Origin of the sequence: Zobellella sp. DQSA1, from assembly GCF_041950555.1 — a bacterium.
In the GTDB taxonomy this organism is placed as follows: Bacteria; Pseudomonadota; Gammaproteobacteria; order Enterobacterales; family Aeromonadaceae; genus Oceanimonas.
In genome coordinates, this window is record NZ_CP169531.1 from 338,222 (window position 1) to 359,571 (window position 21,350).

22 protein-coding genes and 1 pseudogene are annotated in these 21,350 nt (G+C 58.9%); 21 read left to right on the top strand and 2 right to left on the bottom strand.

The window, feature by feature from the left end; translation table 11 throughout:
* Positions 1–2 precede the first annotated feature (2 nt).
* The 13 genes and pseudogenes from ACEVBK_RS01690 (at position 3) to ACEVBK_RS01750 (ending at position 9,639) form a co-directional block, all read left to right on the top strand.
* Positions 3–386, top strand: a complete 384-nt coding sequence (locus ACEVBK_RS01690) for a RidA family protein (protein ID WP_375056893.1) — start codon at positions 3–5, stop codon at positions 384–386.
* 47 nt (positions 387–433) lie between these two features.
* Positions 434–835: a sulfurtransferase complex subunit TusD gene (gene tusD, locus ACEVBK_RS01695; protein ID WP_375056894.1), complete on the top strand. Its 402-nt coding sequence runs from the start codon at positions 434–436 to the stop codon at positions 833–835.
* Positions 835–1,191 (top strand): sulfurtransferase complex subunit TusC, encoded by a 357-nt coding sequence (tusC, locus tag ACEVBK_RS01700; RefSeq protein ID WP_375056895.1) that lies wholly within the window; start codon positions 835–837, stop codon positions 1,189–1,191. The genes tusD and tusC overlap by 1 nt, the downstream gene beginning before the upstream one ends.
* Positions 1,192–1,198: 7 nt before the next feature.
* A complete protein-coding gene (gene tusB / locus ACEVBK_RS01705; protein ID WP_375056896.1) occupies positions 1,199–1,483 on the top strand; it encodes a sulfurtransferase complex subunit TusB in 285 nt (94 codons plus the stop codon).
* Positions 1,484–1,617: 134 nt separating this feature from the next.
* A complete protein-coding gene (gene rpsL / locus ACEVBK_RS01710; protein ID WP_202088767.1) occupies positions 1,618–1,992 on the top strand; it encodes a 30S ribosomal protein S12 in 375 nt (124 codons plus the stop codon).
* Between the two features lie 81 nt (positions 1,993–2,073).
* Complete coding sequence (rpsG, locus tag ACEVBK_RS01715; RefSeq protein WP_106731075.1) at positions 2,074–2,544, top strand: 30S ribosomal protein S7; 471 nt, start codon at positions 2,074–2,076, stop codon at positions 2,542–2,544.
* A 75-nt stretch (positions 2,545–2,619) separates the two neighbouring features.
* Entirely contained in the window at positions 2,620–4,719 is a 2,100-nt protein-coding gene (gene fusA / locus ACEVBK_RS01720; protein ID WP_375056897.1) for an elongation factor G, read from the top strand.
* 63 nt (positions 4,720–4,782) lie between these two features.
* Positions 4,783–5,967: an elongation factor Tu gene (tuf, locus tag ACEVBK_RS01725; protein ID WP_375056898.1), complete on the top strand. Its 1,185-nt coding sequence runs from the start codon at positions 4,783–4,785 to the stop codon at positions 5,965–5,967.
* 151 nt (positions 5,968–6,118) lie between these two features.
* Entirely contained in the window at positions 6,119–6,544 is a 426-nt protein-coding gene (locus ACEVBK_RS01730; protein WP_375056899.1) for a TIGR01244 family sulfur transferase, read from the top strand.
* 3 nt (positions 6,545–6,547) lie between these two features.
* Complete coding sequence (locus ACEVBK_RS01735) at positions 6,548–8,254, top strand: SulP family inorganic anion transporter (protein ID WP_375056900.1); 1,707 nt, start codon at positions 6,548–6,550, stop codon at positions 8,252–8,254.
* An 82-nt stretch (positions 8,255–8,336) separates the two neighbouring features.
* Positions 8,337–8,528, top strand: a complete 192-nt coding sequence (locus ACEVBK_RS01740; RefSeq protein ID WP_375056901.1) for a bacterioferritin-associated ferredoxin — start codon at positions 8,337–8,339, stop codon at positions 8,526–8,528.
* A 68-nt stretch (positions 8,529–8,596) separates the two neighbouring features.
* Positions 8,597–9,060 (top strand): annotated as a pseudogene (gene bfr / locus ACEVBK_RS01745) (bacterioferritin).
* A 117-nt stretch (positions 9,061–9,177) separates the two neighbouring features.
* Positions 9,178–9,639 carry a methylglyoxal synthase gene (locus ACEVBK_RS01750; RefSeq protein WP_375056902.1) on the top strand — a complete coding sequence of 154 codons (462 nt, stop codon included), beginning with the start codon at positions 9,178–9,180 and terminating at the stop codon, positions 9,637–9,639.
* 34 nt (positions 9,640–9,673) lie between these two features.
* On the opposite strand, the gene ACEVBK_RS01755 is transcribed toward ACEVBK_RS01750, so the two are convergent.
* Positions 9,674–10,246: a superinfection exclusion B family protein gene (locus ACEVBK_RS01755; protein ID WP_375056903.1), complete on the bottom strand. Its 573-nt coding sequence runs from the start codon at positions 10,244–10,246 to the stop codon at positions 9,674–9,676.
* Between the two features lie 242 nt (positions 10,247–10,488).
* On the opposite strand from ACEVBK_RS01755, the gene ACEVBK_RS01760 reads away from it, so the two are divergent.
* On the top strand, positions 10,489–10,920 hold the full coding sequence (locus ACEVBK_RS01760; protein ID WP_375056904.1) for a heme-binding protein: 432 nt from the start codon (positions 10,489–10,491) through the stop codon (positions 10,918–10,920).
* A 168-nt stretch (positions 10,921–11,088) separates the two neighbouring features.
* Positions 11,089–11,709 (top strand): TetR/AcrR family transcriptional regulator, encoded by a 621-nt coding sequence (locus tag ACEVBK_RS01765; protein WP_375056905.1) that lies wholly within the window; start codon positions 11,089–11,091, stop codon positions 11,707–11,709.
* Here the strand turns inward: ACEVBK_RS01765 and ACEVBK_RS01770 are convergent.
* Positions 11,706–13,103, bottom strand: coding sequence for an MFS transporter (locus ACEVBK_RS01770; protein WP_375056906.1), 1,398 nt, complete (start codon positions 13,101–13,103; stop codon positions 11,706–11,708). The two genes, ACEVBK_RS01765 and ACEVBK_RS01770, sit on opposite strands and share 4 nt — an antisense overlap.
* A gap of 258 nt (positions 13,104–13,361) precedes the next feature.
* Between ACEVBK_RS01770 and xdhA the strand changes: the two genes are divergently transcribed.
* The 6 genes from xdhA (at position 13,362) to ACEVBK_RS01800 (ending at position 21,329) form a co-directional block, all read left to right on the top strand.
* Positions 13,362–14,807: a xanthine dehydrogenase small subunit gene (xdhA, locus tag ACEVBK_RS01775; protein WP_375056907.1), complete on the top strand. Its 1,446-nt coding sequence runs from the start codon at positions 13,362–13,364 to the stop codon at positions 14,805–14,807.
* Positions 14,800–17,202, top strand: a complete 2,403-nt coding sequence (gene xdhB / locus ACEVBK_RS01780; protein WP_375056908.1) for a xanthine dehydrogenase molybdopterin binding subunit — start codon at positions 14,800–14,802, stop codon at positions 17,200–17,202. Before xdhA ends, xdhB begins: the two co-directional genes overlap by 8 nt.
* Positions 17,203–17,586: 384 nt before the next feature.
* Positions 17,587–18,420 (top strand): xanthine dehydrogenase accessory protein XdhC, encoded by an 834-nt coding sequence (gene xdhC / locus ACEVBK_RS01785; RefSeq protein WP_375056909.1) that lies wholly within the window; start codon positions 17,587–17,589, stop codon positions 18,418–18,420.
* A 27-nt stretch (positions 18,421–18,447) separates the two neighbouring features.
* A complete protein-coding gene (guaD, locus tag ACEVBK_RS01790; protein WP_375056910.1) occupies positions 18,448–19,770 on the top strand; it encodes a guanine deaminase in 1,323 nt (440 codons plus the stop codon).
* Positions 19,771–19,960: 190 nt separating this feature from the next.
* A complete protein-coding gene (locus ACEVBK_RS01795) occupies positions 19,961–20,701 on the top strand; it encodes a GntR family transcriptional regulator (protein WP_375056911.1) in 741 nt (246 codons plus the stop codon).
* Positions 20,702–20,933: 232 nt separating this feature from the next.
* Positions 20,934–21,329 carry a nuclear transport factor 2 family protein gene (locus ACEVBK_RS01800; protein WP_375056912.1) on the top strand — a complete coding sequence of 132 codons (396 nt, stop codon included), beginning with the start codon at positions 20,934–20,936 and terminating at the stop codon, positions 21,327–21,329.
* Positions 21,330–21,350 lie beyond the last annotated feature (21 nt).

Sequence of the window (21,350 nt, forward strand, 5' to 3'; positions counted from 1 at the left end):
CCATGACTAAAACCGTAATCGCCACCGACAACGCCCCTGCTGCCATTGGCCCCTATGTTCAGGCCACCCGTATCGGCAACATGGTCTACACTTCCGGTCAGATCCCGCTCGACCCGGCCAGCATGGATATCGTTGAGGGCGGTATCGAAGCCCAGACCAAGCAGGTGATGGACAACCTGATGGCCGTGCTGGCCGAAGCCGGGGCCGACGCGTCCAGCGTGCTGAAGACCACCTGCTTCCTGTCCGACATGAACAACTTCCTGGCGTTCAACGAAGTCTACGCCAGCTACTTCGTGGCCGGCGCCCCGGCCCGCTCCTGCGTGGAAGTGGCCCGTCTTCCCAAGGATGTCCTGGTCGAAGTCGAGGCCGTGGCCTACGTCGAATAAATCTTGTCCGGGGTGGTCCGAGATCGCCCCGTCTTTCGGATGTACAGATGAACCGTACCCACCTCCATTTTGCCCTGCTGGTCACCGGCCCCTGCTACGGCACCCAGTCATCTGCCGACGCCTACCGCTTCGCCCGGGCTCTGTTGCAGCAGGGACATGTCATCGACAGTATCTTCTTCTATCAGGAAGGGGTACATAACGGCAATTTGCTGGTGCAGCCGGCCGGGGATGAAGTCGACCTGCACCGGGCCTGGGTCGAACTGGCCGAGCAACAGGGGCTGGCGCTGGATCTCTGCGTGGCGGCGGCATTACGACGCGGGCTCAGTGACGAGACCTCTTCGCACCAGGCCGGGGTGGTGCAGTGGAATGTGGCAGCGCCTTTTCGTCTCAGCGGGCTGGGGGCACTGGCACAGGCTTCCTTAAGCGCCGACCGGGTGGTGCAATTCTGATGAACACTCTTGCTTTTGTTTTTCGTACTCCGCCTCACGGCTCGGCCTCTGGCCGGGAGGGGCTGGATGCGGTGCTGGCTACCTCGGCCCTGAGCGAAGACATCGCCGTGTTTTTTATCGGTGACGGCGTTTACCAGTTGCAGAGCGGGCAGGATCCTGCCGCCGTGCTGGGACGTCACTACGCGCCGACCTTCGGTCTGCTCGAACTTTATGATATCGAGGCGGTATACGTCTGTGCCGAGTCGCTGGCGGAACGCGGATTGAGCGACACGGCTCTAACTATCGAGGCAACAGTGTTGTCATTGCCCGAGTTGCAGCGGCAACTGGCCGATTACACTGTGCGCCTGAGCTTTTGAGGTGAGCATGCTGCATACGGTAAGGCATTCCCCTTTCAGCCACCAGGACTTAACCCAGGCCCTGTTCTATATGCAGGAAGGAGATCGGTTATTGCTATGGCAGGATGCGGTCATCGCCGCAGTAGTGCCGGCCTGGCAGGTTCGATTACAGGCGTTGTCCGACAGCGGTTGCCTGTATGTAATGCGGGAAGATCTGCAGGCAAGAGGGCTGAACACGGCGCTGGGCGAGCCGATCACCATGGATGAACTGGTGGGCCTGGTGGCAGCCTGGGGCAGCCCCCAGGCCTGGTGAAGCCGGCGGCAGAAATCATCCGGCAAGAATTGTATAAATCTTGACTCACAATCGAGGCGGGCATAGAATTTTGCGTCCCCACTTTTGGGGATAGATTTTTCACAACTGTAGAACGACATTTTCAGGAGCTGTTAATGGCAACAATTAACCAGCTGGTACGCAAGCCTCGCCAACAGAACGTAGCCAAAAGCAACGTTCCGGCGCTGGAAGCTTGCCCGCAAAAACGCGGCGTATGTACCCGCGTATACACCACCACCCCGAAGAAGCCGAACTCCGCACTGCGTAAGGTGTGCCGTGTTCGTCTGACCAACGGTTTCGAGGTCAACTCCTACATCGGTGGTGAAGGTCACAACCTGCAAGAGCACTCCGTTGTGCTGATCCGCGGTGGCCGTGTTAAAGATTTGCCCGGTGTGCGCTATCACACCGTGCGTGGCGCACTGGACACCTCTGGTGTTTCCGCCCGTCGCCAGGGTCGTTCCAAGTACGGCGCCAAGAAGCCCAAGGCTTAATGGTTCTCCGTTAAGTAAGGCCAAACATTTTATTTTTTAACCTGTGTTTTGGGTTATCCCTGAAGTTACGGAGAGTTTGCAATGCCAAGACGTCGCGTAATCGGCCAGCGTAAAATCCTGCCGGATCCCAAGTTCGGATCCGAACTGCTGGCAAAATTCGTAAACGTAGTAATGGTAGACGGTAAGAAATCTACCTCTGAAAAGATTGTTTACGGTGCTTTGGACATCGTTGCTGGCAAAACCAGCAAAGAGCATCTGGCTCTGTTCGAAGAAGCCCTGGACAATGTTCGTCCTACTGTTGAAGTTAAATCCCGCCGGGTGGGTGGTTCTACCTACCAGGTTCCGGTTGAAGTACGCCCGGTGCGTCGTAATGCCCTGGCCATGCGCTGGTTGGTCGATGCCGCTCGTAAGCGTGGTGAAAAATCTATGGCTCAGCGTCTGGCTGGCGAGCTGCTGGATGCCGCTGAAAACAAAGGCTCTGCGGTTAAGAAGCGTGAAGACGTGCACCGTATGGCTGAAGCAAACAAAGCGTTCGCACACTATCGCTGGTAATTGGATGGGCGCGGTCAAGGCCGCGCCCTTCGATTGCTGACTAAGGACAGTTGACCTTAGCAAGAGGATACTATTGTGGCTCGTACAACCCCAATTGAGCGCTATCGTAACATCGGTATCAGTGCTCACATCGACGCAGGTAAAACTACTACTACCGAGCGTGTTCTGTTCTATACCGGTGTCAGTCATAAAATCGGTGAAGTGCATGATGGCGCTGCTACCATGGACTGGATGGAGCAGGAGCAAGAGCGTGGTATCACTATCACCTCCGCCGCGACCACCTGTTTCTGGGACGGTATGGCGCACCAGTTCCCCCTGCATCGTATCAACATCATCGACACCCCTGGACACGTGGACTTCACCATCGAAGTTGAGCGTTCCATGCGAGTACTCGACGGTGCCGTCATGGTTTACTGTGCGGTGGGTGGTGTTCAGCCTCAGTCCGAAACCGTATGGCGCCAGGCCAACAAGTACAAGGTTCCGCGGATTGCGTTCGTCAACAAGATGGACCGTACCGGTGCCAATTTCCTGCGTGTTGTCGAGCAGATCAAGAGCCGCCTGAAAGGGGTGGCTATTCCTGTTCAGTTGCCGATCGGTTCTGAAGAAAACTTCAAAGGCGTTATTGACCTCATCAAGATGAAGGCCATTAACTGGAGTGACGAAGACAACGGTACCTCTTTTGTCTACGAAGACATTCCCGCCGAACTGCAGGATCTGGCCGAAGAATGGCACCAGAACCTGGTAGAGGCGGCTGCCGAAGCCAACGAAGAACTGATGGACAAGTACCTGGAAGAGGGCGAGCTGACCGAAGAAGAAATCAAGTCAGCCCTCCGCCAACGGGTGCTGAACAACGACGTCATCCTGGTGACCTGTGGCTCAGCGTTCAAGAACAAGGGTGTACAGGCCATGCTGGACGTGGTGGTTGAATATCTGCCTTCACCGGTAGAAGTTCATGCCATCACCGGCGTGAAAGAAGACGGCGAGACCCCGGATACCCGTCCGGCCGACGATGCTGCGCCTTTCTCCGCACTGGCGTTCAAGATCGCGACCGACCCCTTCGTGGGCAACCTGACCTTCTTCCGGGTGTACTCCGGTGTGATCAACTCCGGCGACTCCGTGCTGAACTCTGTCAAGGGCAAGCGCGAGCGCTTCGGCCGTATCGTACAGATGCATGCCAACAAGCGCGAAGAGATCAAGGAAGTGCGTGCCGGTGACATCGCCGCCGCCATCGGACTGAAAGACGTGACCACCGGTGACACCCTGTGTGCCCAGGACGCGCCTATCATCCTCGAGCGGATGGAGTTTCCCGAGCCGGTTATCTCCGTTGCCGTCGAGCCGAGAACCAAGGCCGACCAGGAGAAAATGGGCCTGGCCCTGGGACGCCTGGCGCAGGAAGACCCGTCTTTCCGCGTATGGACCGACGAAGAATCCGGCCAGACCATCATCGCCGGTATGGGTGAGCTGCACCTGGACATCATCGTCGATCGCATGAAGCGCGAGTTCAAGGTAGAAGCCAACGTGGGCAAACCCCAGGTGGCCTACCGTGAAACCATTCGTGGCTCCGTGGAGCAGGAAGGCAAATTCGTGCGTCAGTCCGGTGGTCGTGGCCAGTTCGGTCACGTCTGGATCAAGATCGAGCCACAAGAAGCCGGCGCCGGCTACAAGTTCGAGAACGCCGTTGTCGGTGGTGTGATTCCGAAGGAATACATCCCTGCCGTCGACAAAGGTATTCAAGAGCAGATGAAGCAGGGTGTTCTGGCCGGCTATCCGATTGAAGACATCAAGATCACGTTGTACGACGGTTCTTACCACGATGTTGACTCTTCTGAAATGGCCTTTAAGATCGCCGGTTCCATGGCGTTCAAAGCTGGTTTCATGAAGTGTAATCCTGCGCTGCTTGAGCCGATGATGAAGGTTGAAGTAGAAACGCCGGAAGAGTACATGGGTGATGTGATCGGTGACGTAAACCGTCGTCGTGGTATCATCGAAGGCATGGAAGACGGTCCTACCGGCAAGATTATCAATGCCCTGGTACCGCTGTCCGAAATGTTCGGCTACGCCACCGATCTGCGCTCCCAGACTCAGGGTCGTGCTTCTTACTCCATGGAGTTTGCCAAGTACGCCGAAGTGCCTGCGAGCATGGCAGAAGCGGTTATCGCTTATCGTAAAGGTTAATTAATTTTTGTTTTAACTCCCCACCCGTACTGCGGGTGGGATCAAACTAGGAAGGACTAGGTCGTGTCTAAAGAAAAATTTGAACGTACAAAACCGCACGTAAACGTCGGTACCATCGGCCACGTTGACCACGGTAAAACCACCCTGACCGCTGCCATCACCAACGTGCTGGCCAAGAAATTCGGCGGTTCTGCCCGCGCGTTCGATCAGATCGACAACGCTCCGGAAGAAAAAGCCCGTGGTATCACCATCGCCGCCTCTCACGTTGAGTACGACACCGAAATCCGTCACTACGCTCACGTTGACTGCCCTGGCCACGCCGACTATGTGAAAAACATGATCACCGGTGCTGCCCAGATGGATGGCGCCATCCTGGTTGTGGCCGCCACCGACGGTCCCATGCCGCAAACCCGTGAACACATCCTGCTGGCCCGCCAGGTAGGCGTACCTTACATCGTTGTGTTCATGAACAAGTGTGACATGGTTGACGATGAAGAGCTGCTCGAGCTGGTAGAAATGGAAGTGCGCGAGCTGCTGTCCGAGTACGACTTCCCGGGCGACGACATCCCGGTTATCCAGGGTTCTGCCCTGAAAGGTCTGGAAGGCGATGCTCAGTGGGAAGAGAAAATCATCGAGCTGGCCAACGCCCTGGATACCTACATCCCTGAGCCCGAGCGTGCCATCGACGGTGCCTTCCTGATGCCGATCGAAGACGTATTCTCCATCCAGGGTCGTGGTACCGTGGTCACCGGCCGTGTTGAGCGCGGTATCGTGAAAGTGGGTGAAGAAGTGGAAATCGTGGGTATCAAGGATACCACCAAGACCACTTGTACCGGCGTTGAAATGTTCCGCAAACTGCTGGACGAAGGCCGTGCCGGTGAGAACGTGGGCGTACTGCTGCGTGGCACCAAGCGTGAAGACGTTGAGCGTGGTCAGGTTCTGGCCAAGCCCGGCTCCATCAAGCCGCACACCGACTTCGAATCTGAAGTATACGTGCTGTCCAAGGAAGAAGGTGGTCGTCACACCCCGTTCTTCAAAGGCTACCGTCCCCAGTTCTACTTCCGTACTACTGACGTGACCGGTACCATCGAACTGCCGGAAGGCGTCGAGATGGTTATGCCTGGCGACAACATCAAGATGGTGGTCAGCCTGATTGCTCCCATCGCGATGGAAGAAGGTCTGCGTTTCGCCATCCGTGAAGGTGGCCGTACCGTAGGCGCCGGCGTGGTAGCCAAGATCGTCAAGTAATTGATCTGATCCGCGCTAAAAAGGAGGCTTCGGCCTCCTTTTTGCGTTTTGGGGCTTGCATGAAAATAAAAAATTAGAATATTCTAATTTAATGTTGGCGCTCGATGTCGGCTATCTTTCAACGCCGTTGCCTTTTATAGCGAGGATCAATATGGACATCAGACAGGTTAACGCCTCCTTCGCCGTTGCGGATCAGGTCACCGAGGCCGATCTGCCCCAGCTGAAGGCCCAGGGATTCGGAACCCTGATCTGCAACAGGCCCGACGGAGAGGTGGATGGGCAACCCGGGGCCGAAATGCTGGCGGCCAGGGCGCGGGAGCTGGGTTTCGACTGGCACTGGATTCCCATCAGCTCCGGCAACTTCACCCCGGAGGCCGTCATGGCCTTCGACCAGGTCCTGGCCGCGACCGGACAACCGGTGTTGGCCTTCTGCCGTAGCGGTACCCGTTCCATCACACTCTGGGCCCTGGCTCAGTCTAGCCGGCACACATCGGCGGAACTGGTCGCCGCCGCCGCCCAGGCCGGTTACGACCTGTCACCGATGGCTCCGTTGTTCGACGCCCGTTTCAAGAGCTGAGCCGTGCTGCGGCCTCTGCTCGACTGGTGCCGCCACTACGACAGGGCCACCCTGGCCCAGGATCTGGGGGCGGCGCTGATCGTGACCTTGATGCTGATCCCCCAGTCCCTGGCCTATGCCCTGCTGGCGGGGTTACCGCCGGAAGTGGGGCTTTATGCCAGCATATTGCCGCTGGTAGCCTATGGCTTTTTCGGCTCGAGCCGCACTCTCTCGGTCGGGCCGGTGGCGGTGCTGTCGCTGATGACGGCCTCCATCCTGGGGCAACTGCAACTCGAAGGGGTACATTACCTGAATGGCGCCCTGGCCCTGGCCCTGATGAGCGGCGGCTGGTTGCTACTGTTCGGCCTGCTGCGGCTGGGCTTTGTCGCGCACTTTATCAGCCACCCGGTGATGTCGGGCTTTATCAGTGCCTCGGCCCTGCTGATCACCCTCAGCCAGCTCGGCCCTTTGCTGGGGGTGAGGCTGGAGAGCCATCAGTTGATGGCCCTGGCAACGCTGCTCACGCAGCGGGATGCCATCACCCTGGCCACCCTGGCAATTTCCACGGCCAGTTTGCTCACGCTGTTCTGGGCCCGTTACCGGTTGCAGGCCATGCTGTTGCGCCTGGGGGTCAGCAAGCTGTTGTCCACTTCTCTGGTACGGCTGTCTCCGGCGCTGTTGGTGGTCGCCGGTATACTGCTGTCGTGGGCACTCGACCTGGAGGCCCTGGGCGTTGCCCTGGTGGGGGAGGTGCCGGCGGGGTTGCCCGCCTGGAGCTGGCCGCGTTGGTCTGCCTTGCCTTGGCAGGCACTGATACTGCCGTCGTTGTTGTTGGCACTGGTGGGCTTCGTGGAGTCGGTTTCTGTGGGACAGACGCTGGCGGCCAGGCGACGCCAGCGCATTTCCGCCAACCAGGAGCTGATCGGGTTGGGCGTCTCCAATATCGCCGCCGGTTTGTCCGGGGGCATGCCGGTTACCGGCGGCTTCGCTCGCTCCGTGGTTAATTTCGATGCCGGCGCCCAGACCCCGGCGGCCGGCATCTATACCGCCGTCGGCATCGGCCTGGCGGGGCTCTTGTTTGCGCCCTGGCTCAGTGTCTTGCCCAAGGCTGTGCTGGCCGCCACCATCGTCGTCGCCGTGCTGGGGCTGCTGGATTTGGGCCAGTTTCGCCGCACCTGGTGTTACTCCCGAACCGACTTTGCCGCCCTTGCGCTGACCTTCCTGGTGACCCTGGCGGTGAACGTGGAGCTGGGATTACTGGCCGGGATTGCGGTTTCCCTGCTGCTGCATCTCTATCACAGCTACAAGCCGCACTGGGCCGAAGTCGGTCTCATCGCCGGCACCGAGCATTTCCGCAACCGGCTGCGTCACCGGGTAGAACTGGACAAGAGCCTGCTCTGCCTGCGGGTGGATGAAAGTCTGTATTTCGCTAACGCCGGTCAGTTGGAAGACATCGTCGCCACCCTGGTGAGTGTCAGACCCGAACTACGGCATCTGGTGCTGCAATGCAGCGCTGTCAACCGTATCGATGCCTCTGCGTTGGACAGCCTGCTGATGATCAACGCGCGGCTGCAACTGGCCGGCATCGGTTTTCATCTTGCCGAAGTCAAGGGACCGGTGATGGATCGACTGCAGCAGAGCACCTTGCTCGACAGCCTGAACGGCGAGGTGTTCCTGACCATGTATCAGGCCTGGAACGGGCTGACGACTCAGCCTGAATATGTGATCTGAGCCGTTTTTTTTCGGTCAGGATGACTTGCATTGATAACCACTATCATTTAGATTTGTTCTGTCGAGGCGGAGGATTTCTCTTATGTATGTGTGTTTGTGCAAAGGCATTACCGAGCGTCAGCTTAAGCAGGCCATTGCCGAAGGTAACTCCGAGTTCAAACAGCTGAAGCGCGAACTGGGTGTGGGTTCCCAGTGTGGCAAGTGTGTCCCGGTGGCCATGGCCATATTGGCCGAAGAGAACGCCAAGACCCCGCTTTACTACGAAGTCGCCTGACCCCGCGTTATCAATTTTATCCCCTGAACCACTTTTAGAGGGCTTTCCACCGACAGGAGTCCGGTTCTGTGAAAGGGGACCCCAAGATTATTTCCCACCTCACCAGGTGCTGGGCAGCGAGCTGATTGCCATCAACCGGTATTTCCTGCATGCCTGAATGTACAAGGATTGGGGCCTGAAGCACTAATACCACGAATCCATCGAAGAAATGAAACATGCAGACCGCCTGGCCGAACATATTCTGTTTCTGGAAGGCATTCCCACCCTGCAGGCTGTCGGTCGTCTGCGTATCTGTGAAGACTCCGAGGAAATGCTCAAGGCCGATCTGCCGCTGGAGACGGATGGCATTCCCGACCTCAAGGAAGCCATCGCCTATGTGGAGTCGGTGCGGAATTATATCGGCCAGGATCTGTTCAGCGAGATCCTGGAAAACGAAGAAGAGCATGTAGACTGGCTCGAGACCCGGCTCGGGCTTATCGGCAAGGCGGGGCTCCAGAGCTATCAGCAGGCCCAGTGTGTGGACGATGACTAAGTTCAGGCTCCGGGCAACAACAAAAAAACCGCGCGGGGCTTTTTGTTGTTTAGGGCTGCTCATCCGTGCCGGCTTTGGATATTATGGAACCAGACTTTAGCAAGGATGTAGATAGCGATGAAAAATACTCAAAGAACTCTGCCTTCGCACAAAAATGTCGCCTTGGTCGCCCACGACCATATGAAAGAGCAACTGCTGGAGTGGGTGGCCAGCCGGGCCGAAGAGCTGAAACTGCACCACCTGTATGCCACCGGCACCACAGGTACCATGCTCAGCCGCAAGGTCGGGCTGCCGGTGCGCTGCCTGATGTCTGGCCCCATGGGGGGGGATCAGCAGTTGGGTGCGATGATTGCGGAAGGAAAAATCGATGTACTGATTTTTTTCTGGGACCCGCTCAATGCGGTACCGCACGACCCGGACGTCAAGGCCCTGCTGCGCCTGGCCACGGTGTGGAATATCCCGGTTGCAACCAATATCTCCACCGCCGACATGTTGATGGACAGTACCCAGATGAGCCGGGATTTCAGCATCCGTATCCCGGATTATGAAGGTTACCTGAAGGAGAGAACCGCCGGCTGACAAAGCCGGCAGGGCCCGGTGCGGTCTCGGGAGCTCAGTTCCGGCCCAGCTGTTTATAGGCGTATTTGGGGCGGGTATTGAGGATCATGTTTTTCTGCTCTTCGGTCATATTGGCCGGATTCAGCCCCAGCACCTTGAAGGTCAGCAGTGGACGGGTTTCGATGGTGATCATCAATGGCTTAATGGCGTTGAGGCCTGGTTCGTTGGGCTCGCCATAGGCGTAGGTCAAAATGCCTTGCTCCAACAGATTTTTGACGGCAGGCTCGGTCACCGGCAATTTTATGACGCTCTTGCGTTGGATTACGAACTCCCGCAGTACCGCTTTTTCACCGGCATCCAGATAGTCCAGCAGTTCCTTCAGCAGCTTCTGCCTTACCAGGCGTTGCTTGCGGTAAAACAGGTGCTGAAACAGCATGATGGCGGCATGGGATAGAAAATAGGAAGCGGATGCGACCATGCCCAGTATGAACAGCAACTGAAAATTGGCCAGCCAGAGGCCGGCGGCGCCGGTAAAAAGACTGTCCGGCAGCAAGGTGATCAGGGTGCAGCTCAGCAGCAACCAGCACATAAACCAGTTAACCGGCGAAACCTGTCGTAAGTCCAGCATACCTTTCTTCCCCATCCCAGATGCCCGTGCGAACCGCCATAGGATACAGCAAAGAACATGCCATGGCTGGCTTTCCCGGATGGTAAAGCTCCTCGTTCCAGATGTCCTTATTCTATCCGGGGCGTAAGGGAAAAATTACTTTTAGATTAAATGTATACAAATGATCTTAACATTGTTCCTTTTTTGTGTTTTATTGGTACTCAATTTATCACCGTTGTTACAGCTGACAGGGAGTCCAGGTAATGAGTACAGTTACACTTGAACAGGCACTGACGATCACGCGCGGCGCCTTGCAACATGCGCTGGAGGTGTCTGCGGCACCGCTCACCGTTGCGGTGCTGGACAATGCCGGCCGGCTGGTATCGCTGCAGCGTCAGGATGGTTCCAGTCTGTTGCGGCCGGATATTGCCATCGGCAAGGCCTGGGGGGCCATAGCCCTGGGGCGCAGTTCGCGCGGTCTGGCGGACATGGCCGCGGCCCGGCCGGCTTTTATGTCGGCGGTCAACGTACTGGCTCAGGGCAATATACTGCCGGTACCGGGAGGTGTACTGATCCGTGACGACCAGCAACGGCTGCTGGGCGCCGTGGGTATTACCGGTGATCAGTCGGATGTGGACGAAGCCTGCGCGGTCGCAGGTATCAAATTGGCCGAGCTGGTTGCAGATTGCAGCTAGCCTGGCGGTCCGTGTAGTAAACTTGTTGTTTTGGTCGAGGGGTAACCTTGGTTACTCATTTTTCTGCGCCCACTGACGTGGGCGCTTTTTTTTACTCTTTTTTACTGGATTCCGGTATGGTTAGCAAAAATAAATTCTCATTTTGTGGCCTGGAGCCTGAACATCAGTATGTCCCGGATAAGAGCAAAGAACGAAGAAATAATCATCCGTGCCGCCAGCCGGATTTTTGCAGAAAACGGCTATGCCGCCACTAAAACCGCCGATATTGCCGAGTTGGCCGAATTACCCAAACCCAATATCTACTACTACTTCGGCAGCAAGGAAAAACTGTACCGGGCGGTGCTGGAAAGCGTGACCGAGCCCTTGCTGGCGGCCTCTGCCCCTTTTATCGAATATCGGGATCCGGTCAAGGCACTCACCGCCTATATCAAGGCCAAGCTACTTATTTCAAAAGACTATCCTTATGCTTCCAAGGTGTTTGCCAATGAAATCATGCACGGTGCACCGCATCTGCCGGAAGATATCATCGCCCGGCTGAGCGAGCAGACCCGAACCCTGAGTGCCAAGCTGGCGGACTGGATGGAACAGGGTCTGATGATCTCCGTTGATACCCGCCATCTGCTGTTTGCCATATGGGCTTCAACTCAGACCTACGCCGACTTCAACTGGCAGATCACCATGGCGCTGGGCAAGGCTGAGCTCGATGACGGCGACTTCGAGCAGGCCGCCGAGGTGATCACCCGGCTGGTGATCGATGGTTGCCGGGTGACGTCACTGAACGAGGGCTAGCGTGGTGCCGGGTCGTTTTTGGCGGTCTCTCCGAGGCTGGCATCCGGCATCAGCACGCCCAGTATCAGGCAACACAGGGCATAGCCCGACATGGATACAAATACCGGCATGATCCAGTCGGCGCTGCTTTGGTATTGCCAACCGAGCAGGGCCACACCCAGAGTTCCCCCCAGAGAGCGGATAAAGTTCATCAGTGCCAGCCCCGACCCCAGTTGCCTGGGAGGCAGGGCATTTTGTACCGCGATGGAGCAGGCCACGATTAGAAATCCGATACCGACCCCGGAAGCAATCAGGGCCGGATAAAGCCAGAGCCCCGGTTTATCATGGCGGAACACCCACCACAGGCCGATACAGCCCGCCCCCAGAGCCAACCCGCCCAGCCAGGGAAAGGGTTGGCAAAATCCTTGGCGAGCGATGCGCTTGCCGCTGATAAAGGTGCCGAGGGTCACGCTCAGGATGAACCACAACAACACCAGGCTGGTTTGGGATGGGGTCAGCCCCAGTTGTTGCTCCAGCCCGAGGGGCACATAGACCAGCAGCGCCAGGCGTATGGCTTCCGAGAGGGCGAGTAGCAAGACGGCGGTACGAAATAGTTTTTCCTGCAGAAAACGCAGTGGCAGCACCGGATCTGGATGGCGCCACTGCTGCCACAGCAACCCCAGGCTCAGCAGCGTTGCCAGCCCCAGCAGCAGTGATTGATAAATAGCCAGTTTCGGGGCAATCAGGTCGATATTGGTCGACAGTCCCCAGCCGAGACCGGTGATCAGCAGCAACAGAATCCCGACGGTATCCTGCCGGCTTCTGTTCCCCTTATGACCCAGGTCTTTCAGTGCCCAGTGGTTGAGCCAGAGCGCCAGCAGTCCCAGGGGCACCTTGAACACGAACAGCCAGCGCCAGTCGAGCAGGCCGATGATAAAGGCGCCCAGCAAGGGGCCGGCTACGCTGGAGATGGCGAAGATGGCGGAAATATAGCCTTGGTAACGGCCCACGTGGCGGGGCGGGATAACATCGGCGATGACCGCAAAAGAGAGGGCGATCAGGCCGCCGCCGCCGGCTCCGGTCAGCAGCCGGGTGGCCAGCAGGGCCGGCAGGGTGTCGACCAGGCTGCTGGCGAGCGAGCCCAGGGTAAAGAGCAAAATGGCGATGGCCTGGCAGGGACGGCGCCCGAAGCGGTCGCTCAGCCGGCCGTAGATGGGCATGCTGAGGGTCATGGCAAAGAGGTAGCTGCTTACCAGCAGCGGGGCCAGTTCCGGTGCCGAAAAAGCCCGTCCGAGGGTAGAGAGCGCGGGCATCAACAGGGTGATCTCCAGTGCTCCCAGCATGATGGCCAGGGCCACCCCCATAAACACCCGCTGTACCCGTCGTCGTTCGGTTGGCGCCGTTGCTTGAATCATGTCCTGTTCCGCTCCCGCTACACTTAACACAAAAGGCCAGAAAAATTGCTGTCACTAACGTATACAACTATTTAACTAATTGCTTGTCCCGGCAACTACTTAACACCCAGTGACAACAAAAGTGGCAACAAAACGGTTACCCGGCTGTGAAATTTTTGTTGACTCATGGGTCAGTTTTTTATTTTAATTACATTTAAAGACAAAACCAATCCGTTTGGTCGGCAATGTGTGCAGTGTACTCACTGAAGGAGGCAAGCCTTGATTAAGTTCCTACTTAACCAGGAGTTGCGGGAGGAGAAGGACCTTTCGCCAAATATGACGGTGTTGAATTATCTGCGTACCCGCGCGGCTAAGAGCGGCACCAAGGAAGGATGCGCGTCCGGGGACTGCGGCGCCTGTACCGTGGTGCTGGGCGAGCCGGAAGGCGATCGCATCCGTTATCGCTCGGTCAACTCCTGCCTGACCTTCGTGTCGGCGCTGCACGGCAAGCAGTTGATTACGGTGGAGGACCTCAGGTCGAAGGACGGCCGCCTGCACCCGGTGCAGCAGAGCATGGTGGACTTCCACGGTTCCCAGTGCGGCTTCTGCACCCCGGGCTTTATCATGTCGATGTTTGCCCTGAGCAAGAACAAGCCCGCGGCCGACAAGCACGACATCCTCGAGGCCCTGGCCGGCAACCTGTGCCGCTGCACCGGTTACCGCCCCATCGTCGATGCCGCCAAGGCCATCGCCGAGCAGCCGCAGCTGGCCGACGACTTTTCCCGCTACGAGGCCGAGGTGCTGGCCAAGCTGGCGCAGATCGAGACCGATACCCTGGTGACCCTGGAAGGGGACGACAAGGTGTGCTTTTCGCCCACCTCCAGCGCCGAACTGGCGACCCTGCTGGTGCAGCATCCTGATGCCCGGCTGCTGGCCGGCGGCACCGATCTGGCGCTGGAAGTGACCCAGTTCTATCGCGAGCTGCCCAAGATGATCTACGTGGGCAATGTGGCCGACATGAAGCAGCTGGAAGAAGACGATGAGCAACTGGTGATCGGCGCCGCCCGCTCCTTGAGTGACAGCTACGAGGCCCTGAGCCGCAGCTATCCCGACTTCGGCGAGCTGCTGCACCGCTTCGCTTCCCTGCAGATCCGCAATCAGGGCACCCTGGGCGGCAACATCGGTAACGCCTCGCCCATCGGCGACGCGCCGCCGGTGCTGATTGCCCTCGATGCCCGCCTGGTGCTGCGCAAGGGCGAACGGGTACGCGAGCTGCCCATCGAGGACTACTTCCTGAGCTACAAGGTGACCGCCCAGGAGGAAGGCGAGTTCATCGAGAAGGTGATAGTGCCCAAACCCGCGGCCAACCAGCACTTCAGGGTGTACAAGCTGTCCAAACGGATAGACGACGATATTTCCGCAGTCTGCGGTGCCTTCAACCTGATCATAGCCAATGGCAAGGTGGTGGAAGCCCGTATCGGCTTCGGCGGCATGGCGGCCACGCCCAAACGGGCCGCGGCCTGCGAGCAGGCGCTGGTGGGCCAGAACTGGAATCACGCCACCGTCAAAGCGGCGATGAAGGCCCTGGAGGGTGACTTCCAGCCGCTGTCCGATTTCCGCGCCAGCAAGGAATACCGGAGCAAGACCGCGGCCAACCTGCTCTACAAGTTCTTTATCGAGCAACAGGATCTGAAACTGGAAACCAGGGTGACGTCTTATGTCTAACAAACCGCTGAACACGCTCACCATCGACGAAATGATGGAAAGGATCAAACAGGACCTGCAAACCGGCGTGGGCAAGAGCGTGCCCCACGACAGTGCCGCCATGCAGGTGGCCGGCGAGGCCCAGTACATCGACGATCGGCTGGAGTTCCCCAATCAGCTGCACGTGTACGCCCGGCTGTCCGATAAGGCCCACGCCCGCATCACCAGGCTGGATGTGAGCCCCTGCTATGAATTCGACGGGGTGGCCATCGCCATCACCGCCGAGGACGTGCCCGGCGAGCTGGATATCGGCCCGGTGCTGGCGGGTGATCCCCTGCTGGCCGACGGCAAAGTGGAATACTATGGCCAGCCGGTGCTGGCGGTGGCCGCCAACGACCTCGACACCGCCCGCAAGGCGGCCATGGCCGCGATAGTGGAATACGAAGAGCTGCCGGCGGTGCTGTCGGTGGAAGAGGCGCTGGAAAAAGAGCTGTTTGTCACCGAAAGCCACAAGCAGCAGCGTGGTGATTCCGCCGCCGGGCTCAAGCGCGCCAAGCACGTGATCGAGGGCAGCCTGCATATTGGCGGCCAAGAGCACTTCTACCTGGAAACCCAAATCAGCTCGGTCGTGCCCACCGAAGACGGCGGCATGCTGGTGTTCACCTCCAGCCAGAACCCGACCGAAGTGCAGAAGCTGGTGGCCAGCGTGCTCGGCGTTGCCATGCACAAGGTCGTTATCGACATGCGCCGCATGGGCGGCGGCTTCGGCGGCAAGGAAACCCAGGCCGCCGGTCCGGCCTGCATGGCCGCGGTAGTGGCCCGGTTGACCGGTCGTCCGGCCAAGATGCGTCTGCCGCGGGTGGAAGACATGATGATGACCGGCAAGCGCCATCCCTTCTTCAACCAGTACAAGATCGGCTTCGACGATAACGGCCGCATCGAGGCGGCGGAAATCGTGGTGGCCGGCAACTGCGGCTACTCACCGGACTTGTCTTCCTCCATCGTCGATCGGGCCATGTTCCATTCGGACAATGCCTACTACCTGGGCGACGCCACCGTCATCGGCCACCGCTGCAAGACCAATACCGCCTCCAACACCGCCTACCGCGGTTTCGGCGGCCCCCAGGGCATGATGACCATCGAGCACGTGATGGACGAGATCGCCGCCGTGCTCGGCAAGGATCCGCTGGAGATCCGCAAGATCAACTTCTACGGCCAGAGTGATCGCAACGTCACCCATTACCACCAGCCGGTGGAACACAACATCATCCACGAACTGGTGGCGGATCTGGAGCAGTCGTCCGAATACGCCAGGCGGCGGGAGGAGATCAAGGCGTTCAACGCCAGGAGCCCCATCCTCAAGAAGGGTATCGCCATCACCCCGGTGAAGTTCGGTATTTCCTTTACCGCCACCTTCCTCAACCAGGCCGGTGCCCTGGTGCATATCTACACCGACGGCAGCATCCACCTCAACCACGGCGGCACCGAAATGGGCCAGGGCCTTAACATCAAGGTGGCCCAGATAGTGGCGGAAGAGTTTCAGGTGGATATCGATCGTATCCAGATCACTGCCACCAACACCGACAAGGTGCCCAACACCTCGCCCACGGCGGCGTCCAGCGGCACCGACCTGAACGGCAAGGCGGCCCAGAACGCGGCCCAGACCATCAAGCAGCGGCTGATCGACTGGGCGGCGGGCCACTTCAAGGTCAGTCCGGAAGAGGTGGTGTTCAAGAACAACTTCGTGCAGATCCGCCACCAGATACTGTCGTTCCAGGAGTTCGTGCAACTGGCCTATTTCAACCAGATCTCGCTCTCCAGCACCGGGTTCTACAAAACGCCGAAGATCTACTACGACCATGCCACCGGCTCCGGCCGTCCTTTCTACTACTTCGCCTACGGCGCCGCCTGTGCCGAAGTGGTAGTGGACACCCTGACCGGCGAGTACAAGATACTGCGTACCGACATACTGCACGACGTGGGTGATTCCCTGAACCCGGCCATCGACATCGGCCAGGTGGAAGGTGCCTTTATCCAGGGCGTGGGCTGGCTCACCACCGAGGAGCTGGTGTGGAACGACCAGGGCCGGCTGATGACCAACGGCCCGGCGGGCTACAAGATCCCGGCGGTGGCGGACATGCCCATCGACTTCCGGGTCAAGCTGGTGGAAAACCGCAAGAACCCGGAAGACACCGTGTTCCACTCCAAGGCCGTGGGCGAGCCGCCCTTTATGCTCGGCATGTCGGTGTGGTGTGCGCTGAAAGACGCCGTGGCCAGCGTGTCCGGCTACCGTCGCTATCCGCATATCGACGCGCCGGCCACCCCGGAGCGGGTGCTGTGGGGCGTGGAGCAGATGCAGGCGCTGGTGGAGCAGGACGAGGCCGCCACCCAGTCCGAGGATGTGTTGATTAAGTAAGGGCAGGGGTAGCCTGGCTCTGGAACTTGTGTTGACTGTTAATGCAGCGCGAAAGGTCGGCCAAAGGGCACTACTCCGCCGACACGCCGTAAACCCGTCCCTGGGGGCTCCGCTGCGCCATCCCTGGCGCAGAGGGTCGGCGAAGCAGCACCCTTTGGCCTCCTTCCTGCTCTGGCGTCGCCTGCTGGCGCCCTCATCAGGCAACGCCCAGGCTTGGAAGAGGCAACAGGGAGCGCCTCAGCCGACCGTCACATGCCAGGGATGGCATGTGCGAGCGTACAGGGATGTATTCACAGCGTGTCGGCGGAGGTGGCCCGGTTGTCTCTCTCTGCATGCCAACAGGCTAAGGCCGGTGGCGGAACCATCGTCTTCGAGGAGTAAGCTATGTTCAAGGATAACTGGATTCAGGCGCTGGCCGAGCTGGAACAGAAGGGGGAACCCTGTGTGCTGGTGACGGTGGTGGAGCACAAGGGCTCCACCCCGCGGGACAGCGGCACCAAGATGCTGGTGACCGAGCAGGGCTGCTATGCCACCATAGGTGGTGGCCACCTCGAATACAAGGCGCTGGAGCTGGCCCGGGACATGCTGGCCCGGGGTGAGCGGCAGATGAAGGTGGAACGCTTCAACCTGGGCGCCAGCCTGGGCCAGTGTTGCGGCGGCATGGCCACCATCATGCTGGAGCCGGTGGTGCAGGCCCGCCATCACCTGGTACTGTTCGGTGCCGGCCATGTGGCCAAGGCGCTGGTTTCGATACTGGCGACCCTGCCGTTTTGCATCACCTGGATTGACGAACGGGAAAGCGAGTTTCCCGCCGAACTGCCCGCCGGCGTCACCAGGGTGGTGAGCGAGCACCCGGTGGACGAGGTCGACGACCAGCCTGCCGGCAGCTTCTACCTGGTGATGACCCACAACCACCAGCTCGATCTGGAGTTGTGCGCTCGTATTCTCAAACGCAACGACGCCCGCTACTTCGGGGTGATCGGCTCCCGCACCAAGCGCAAGCGCTTCGACTACCGGCTGCGGGAGCGGGGCTTCGACGACGGGGCCCTGGCCCGGATGATCTGCCCCATCGGCCTGGCCGAAGTGGCCGGCAAGCACCCGGCGGAAATCGCGGTGTCGGTGGCGGGCCAACTGATTGCGGCCTATCAGGCGCCGGTGACGACCGCGGAGGCCGGTAGCGAATTATCGGCGGATGCCGTCGTCGACCAACGAATTTAAGCATTTATTTGAAGGAGAAGCACGACCATGACGCATGCTATCGCGTATCGTGCCGCCATTTTGCACAGCCTGGCCGACCCGGCCAAAGTCGGCCTCGATGCCAGTTATGCCTATTATGAAGACGGCGTGCTGGTGGTGGCCGACGGCCATGTGCGGGACATAGGTCCGGCCGAGGCGGTACTGGCTCGTCAGCCAGCCGATCTTGAGGTGATCCGTTTCGACAACAAGCTGATCACCTCGGGCTTTATCGATACCCATATCCATTTTCCCCAGACCGAGATGATCGCCTCCTACGGCGAACAGCTGCTCGACTGGCTGAACAACTATACCTTTCCGGAAGAACGCAAGTTCGTCGACGCCGCTCACGCGGCCCGGGTGGCGACCCTGTTCCTGGACGAGCTGCTGCGCAACGGCACCACCACCGCCATGGTGTTCGGTACCGTGCACAAGGCGTCGGTGGAAGCTTTCTTTACCGAATCCGACAAGCGCAATATGCGCATGATCGCCGGCAAGGTGATGATGGACCGGCATGCTCCCGACTACCTGCTCGATACGCCGGAGTCCGGTTATACGGACAGCAAGGCGCTGATCGAGCGCTGGCACAACAAGGGCCGTCAGCTCTACGCGGTGACGCCCCGCTTCGCGCCCACCAGCACCGCCGAACAGCTGAGCGCGGCCGGTCGCCTGCTGGCCGAATACGACGACGTCTATATGCAGACCCACCTGTCCGAAAACAAGCAGGAGATCGAGTGGGTCAGGTCTTTGTTCCCGGAACGGAAAGGCTATCTGGATGTGTACGATCATTTCGGTCTGCTGGGGGAGCGTTCGGTCTTTGCCCACGCGGTGCACCTGGAGCAGGAAGAATGCGAACGCATGGGCGAGTCCGATTCGGTCATTTCCTTTTGCCCCACTTCAAACCTGTTTTTGGGTTCGGGATTGTTCGATCTGCCGCGGATGGAAGAACACCAGGTCCGGGTTGGCCTGGGCACCGATGTCGGTGGCGGCACCAGTTTCTCCATGCTGCAGACCATTGCCGAAGCCTACAAGATCCAGCAGTTGCAGCAGCACAAGTTGCATCCGTTAAAGGCGCTTTATCTCGCTACCCTGGGCGGCGCCCGGGCGCTGCGGCTGGAAAACAAGGTCGGCAACCTGGAAGTGGGCAAGGAGGCGGATTTTCTGGTGCTGGATCTGCATGCGACCCCGCTGATGAAGGCGCGGATGAACAATGCACACAATCTGTTCGAGCAATTATTCGTATTAATGATGCTCGGAGATGACAGAGCCATCGCAGAAACGTATATTTACGGCGACTGCCGTTATCGGCGCGATCAAGGCCCGGTGGCCGTCTGAATTCCGGAAAACATAACCAACGCCCGTCAAGGGCGTTTTTTGTGTTCAGTCACAGACTTTAATATTCCGGCTGTCGTATCGGTGAAAACCCAGTAAGATTGTATACGACATGAATAACAATTTAATTAACTGGCAAGGATTGCGGTGCACCGGTCGCCGTATATGCAGGCCGTAACTGGAAACCGAAAACATGAGTTCACTCAGTCAATTGGAGCCAAGACCTGTCAAGTCGAGCTCAAACACCCAGGACGATATCGTTTACGAACATATCTTCGACGCCATTCTCGAACAACGGCTGGCGCCGGGTACCAAATTAAGCGAGGAAGCCCTGGGCGAGATCTTCGGCGTCAGCCGGACCATTATCCGCCGCGCCTTGCTGCGTCTGTCCCATGAGCAGGTGGTCAGCATCAGGCCCAATCGCGGTGCCGTGGTGGCGGCCCCCAGCGTGGAAGAAGCCAGGCAGATCTTCGCCGCCCGCCGGGTGGTGGAGCTGGCGGTGACCGAGCTGGCGGTGGAAAATGCCACTCCCGAGAGCCTGGCCCGCATGCGCGCCATGGTGCAGGAAGAGCAGGACGCTTTCGCCCGTGGCGATCGGGGCACCGGCATTCGCCTGTCCGGTGAGTTCCACCTGGAGTTGGCCCATATGGCCAACAACACGCCGCTGCTCAATTTCCAGCGCAGCGTGGTGTCCCAGACTTCGCTGATCATCGCCCAGTACGAGGTCGGCCACAAGGCCCACTGTTCCTTCAACGAGCACGAAGAACTGCTCAAGGCCGTCGAGGCCGGCGACAAGGACAAGGCCGTGGCCATGATGAAAGAGCATTTGGATCATATCGAAGCCAAGCTGAATCTGGACAACGAGTCCGCGTCCACCGATTTGCATGTGGTATTTTCCGGTGTGGTGAAAAAGCAGACCGGTCGCCGTCGCTGATACCCTGGCTGCGCGGGGTGACGATGATTGTCCCGCGCCTTTCCCTCCGCTCCCTCAGGTGAAAACCTATCCATTTGATTGACAAAGACTTATAGCGTGGTCCAAGTCAATGCTCCCAACTGGCGCTACCGACATCGCCGCCTGCCTCCTAATGTTGTGAACATGTAAACAACAGCCCGCTGTTGGTTTCTGTTCATCGTACAGCCCCAAGGGGCTGCCAAGGGAGAATGTCATGTCAGCCGAAAACCAGAAAACCGTCGCCTTGCTCGAAGCCCTGTTCGCCGCCTTTAACCGCCACGATATCGAAGGCGTCATGGCGTGCCTGACCGACGACTGCGTGTTCGAGGGCGCCGCCGGCAACGAGGCCTTCGGTACCCGCTTCATCGGTACCGACGCCGTGGCGGCCGCCTTCGTCAAGGTCTGGACCACCTATCCCGACGTCAGTTGGCAAGGCACCAGCCACTTCGCCGCCGGCGACAGGGCCGTGTCCCAGTGGACTTTCTGCGCCACCTGTCCGGATGGCCGCCGCATCGAAGCCGATGGTGTCGATCTCTTTACCCTCAAAGGCGGCAAGCTGGCCCTGAAGCAGGCATTCCGCAAAGACCGCCCCCTGCTGGATCCCCAGTAACCCACCACCTGATCTCGGGGA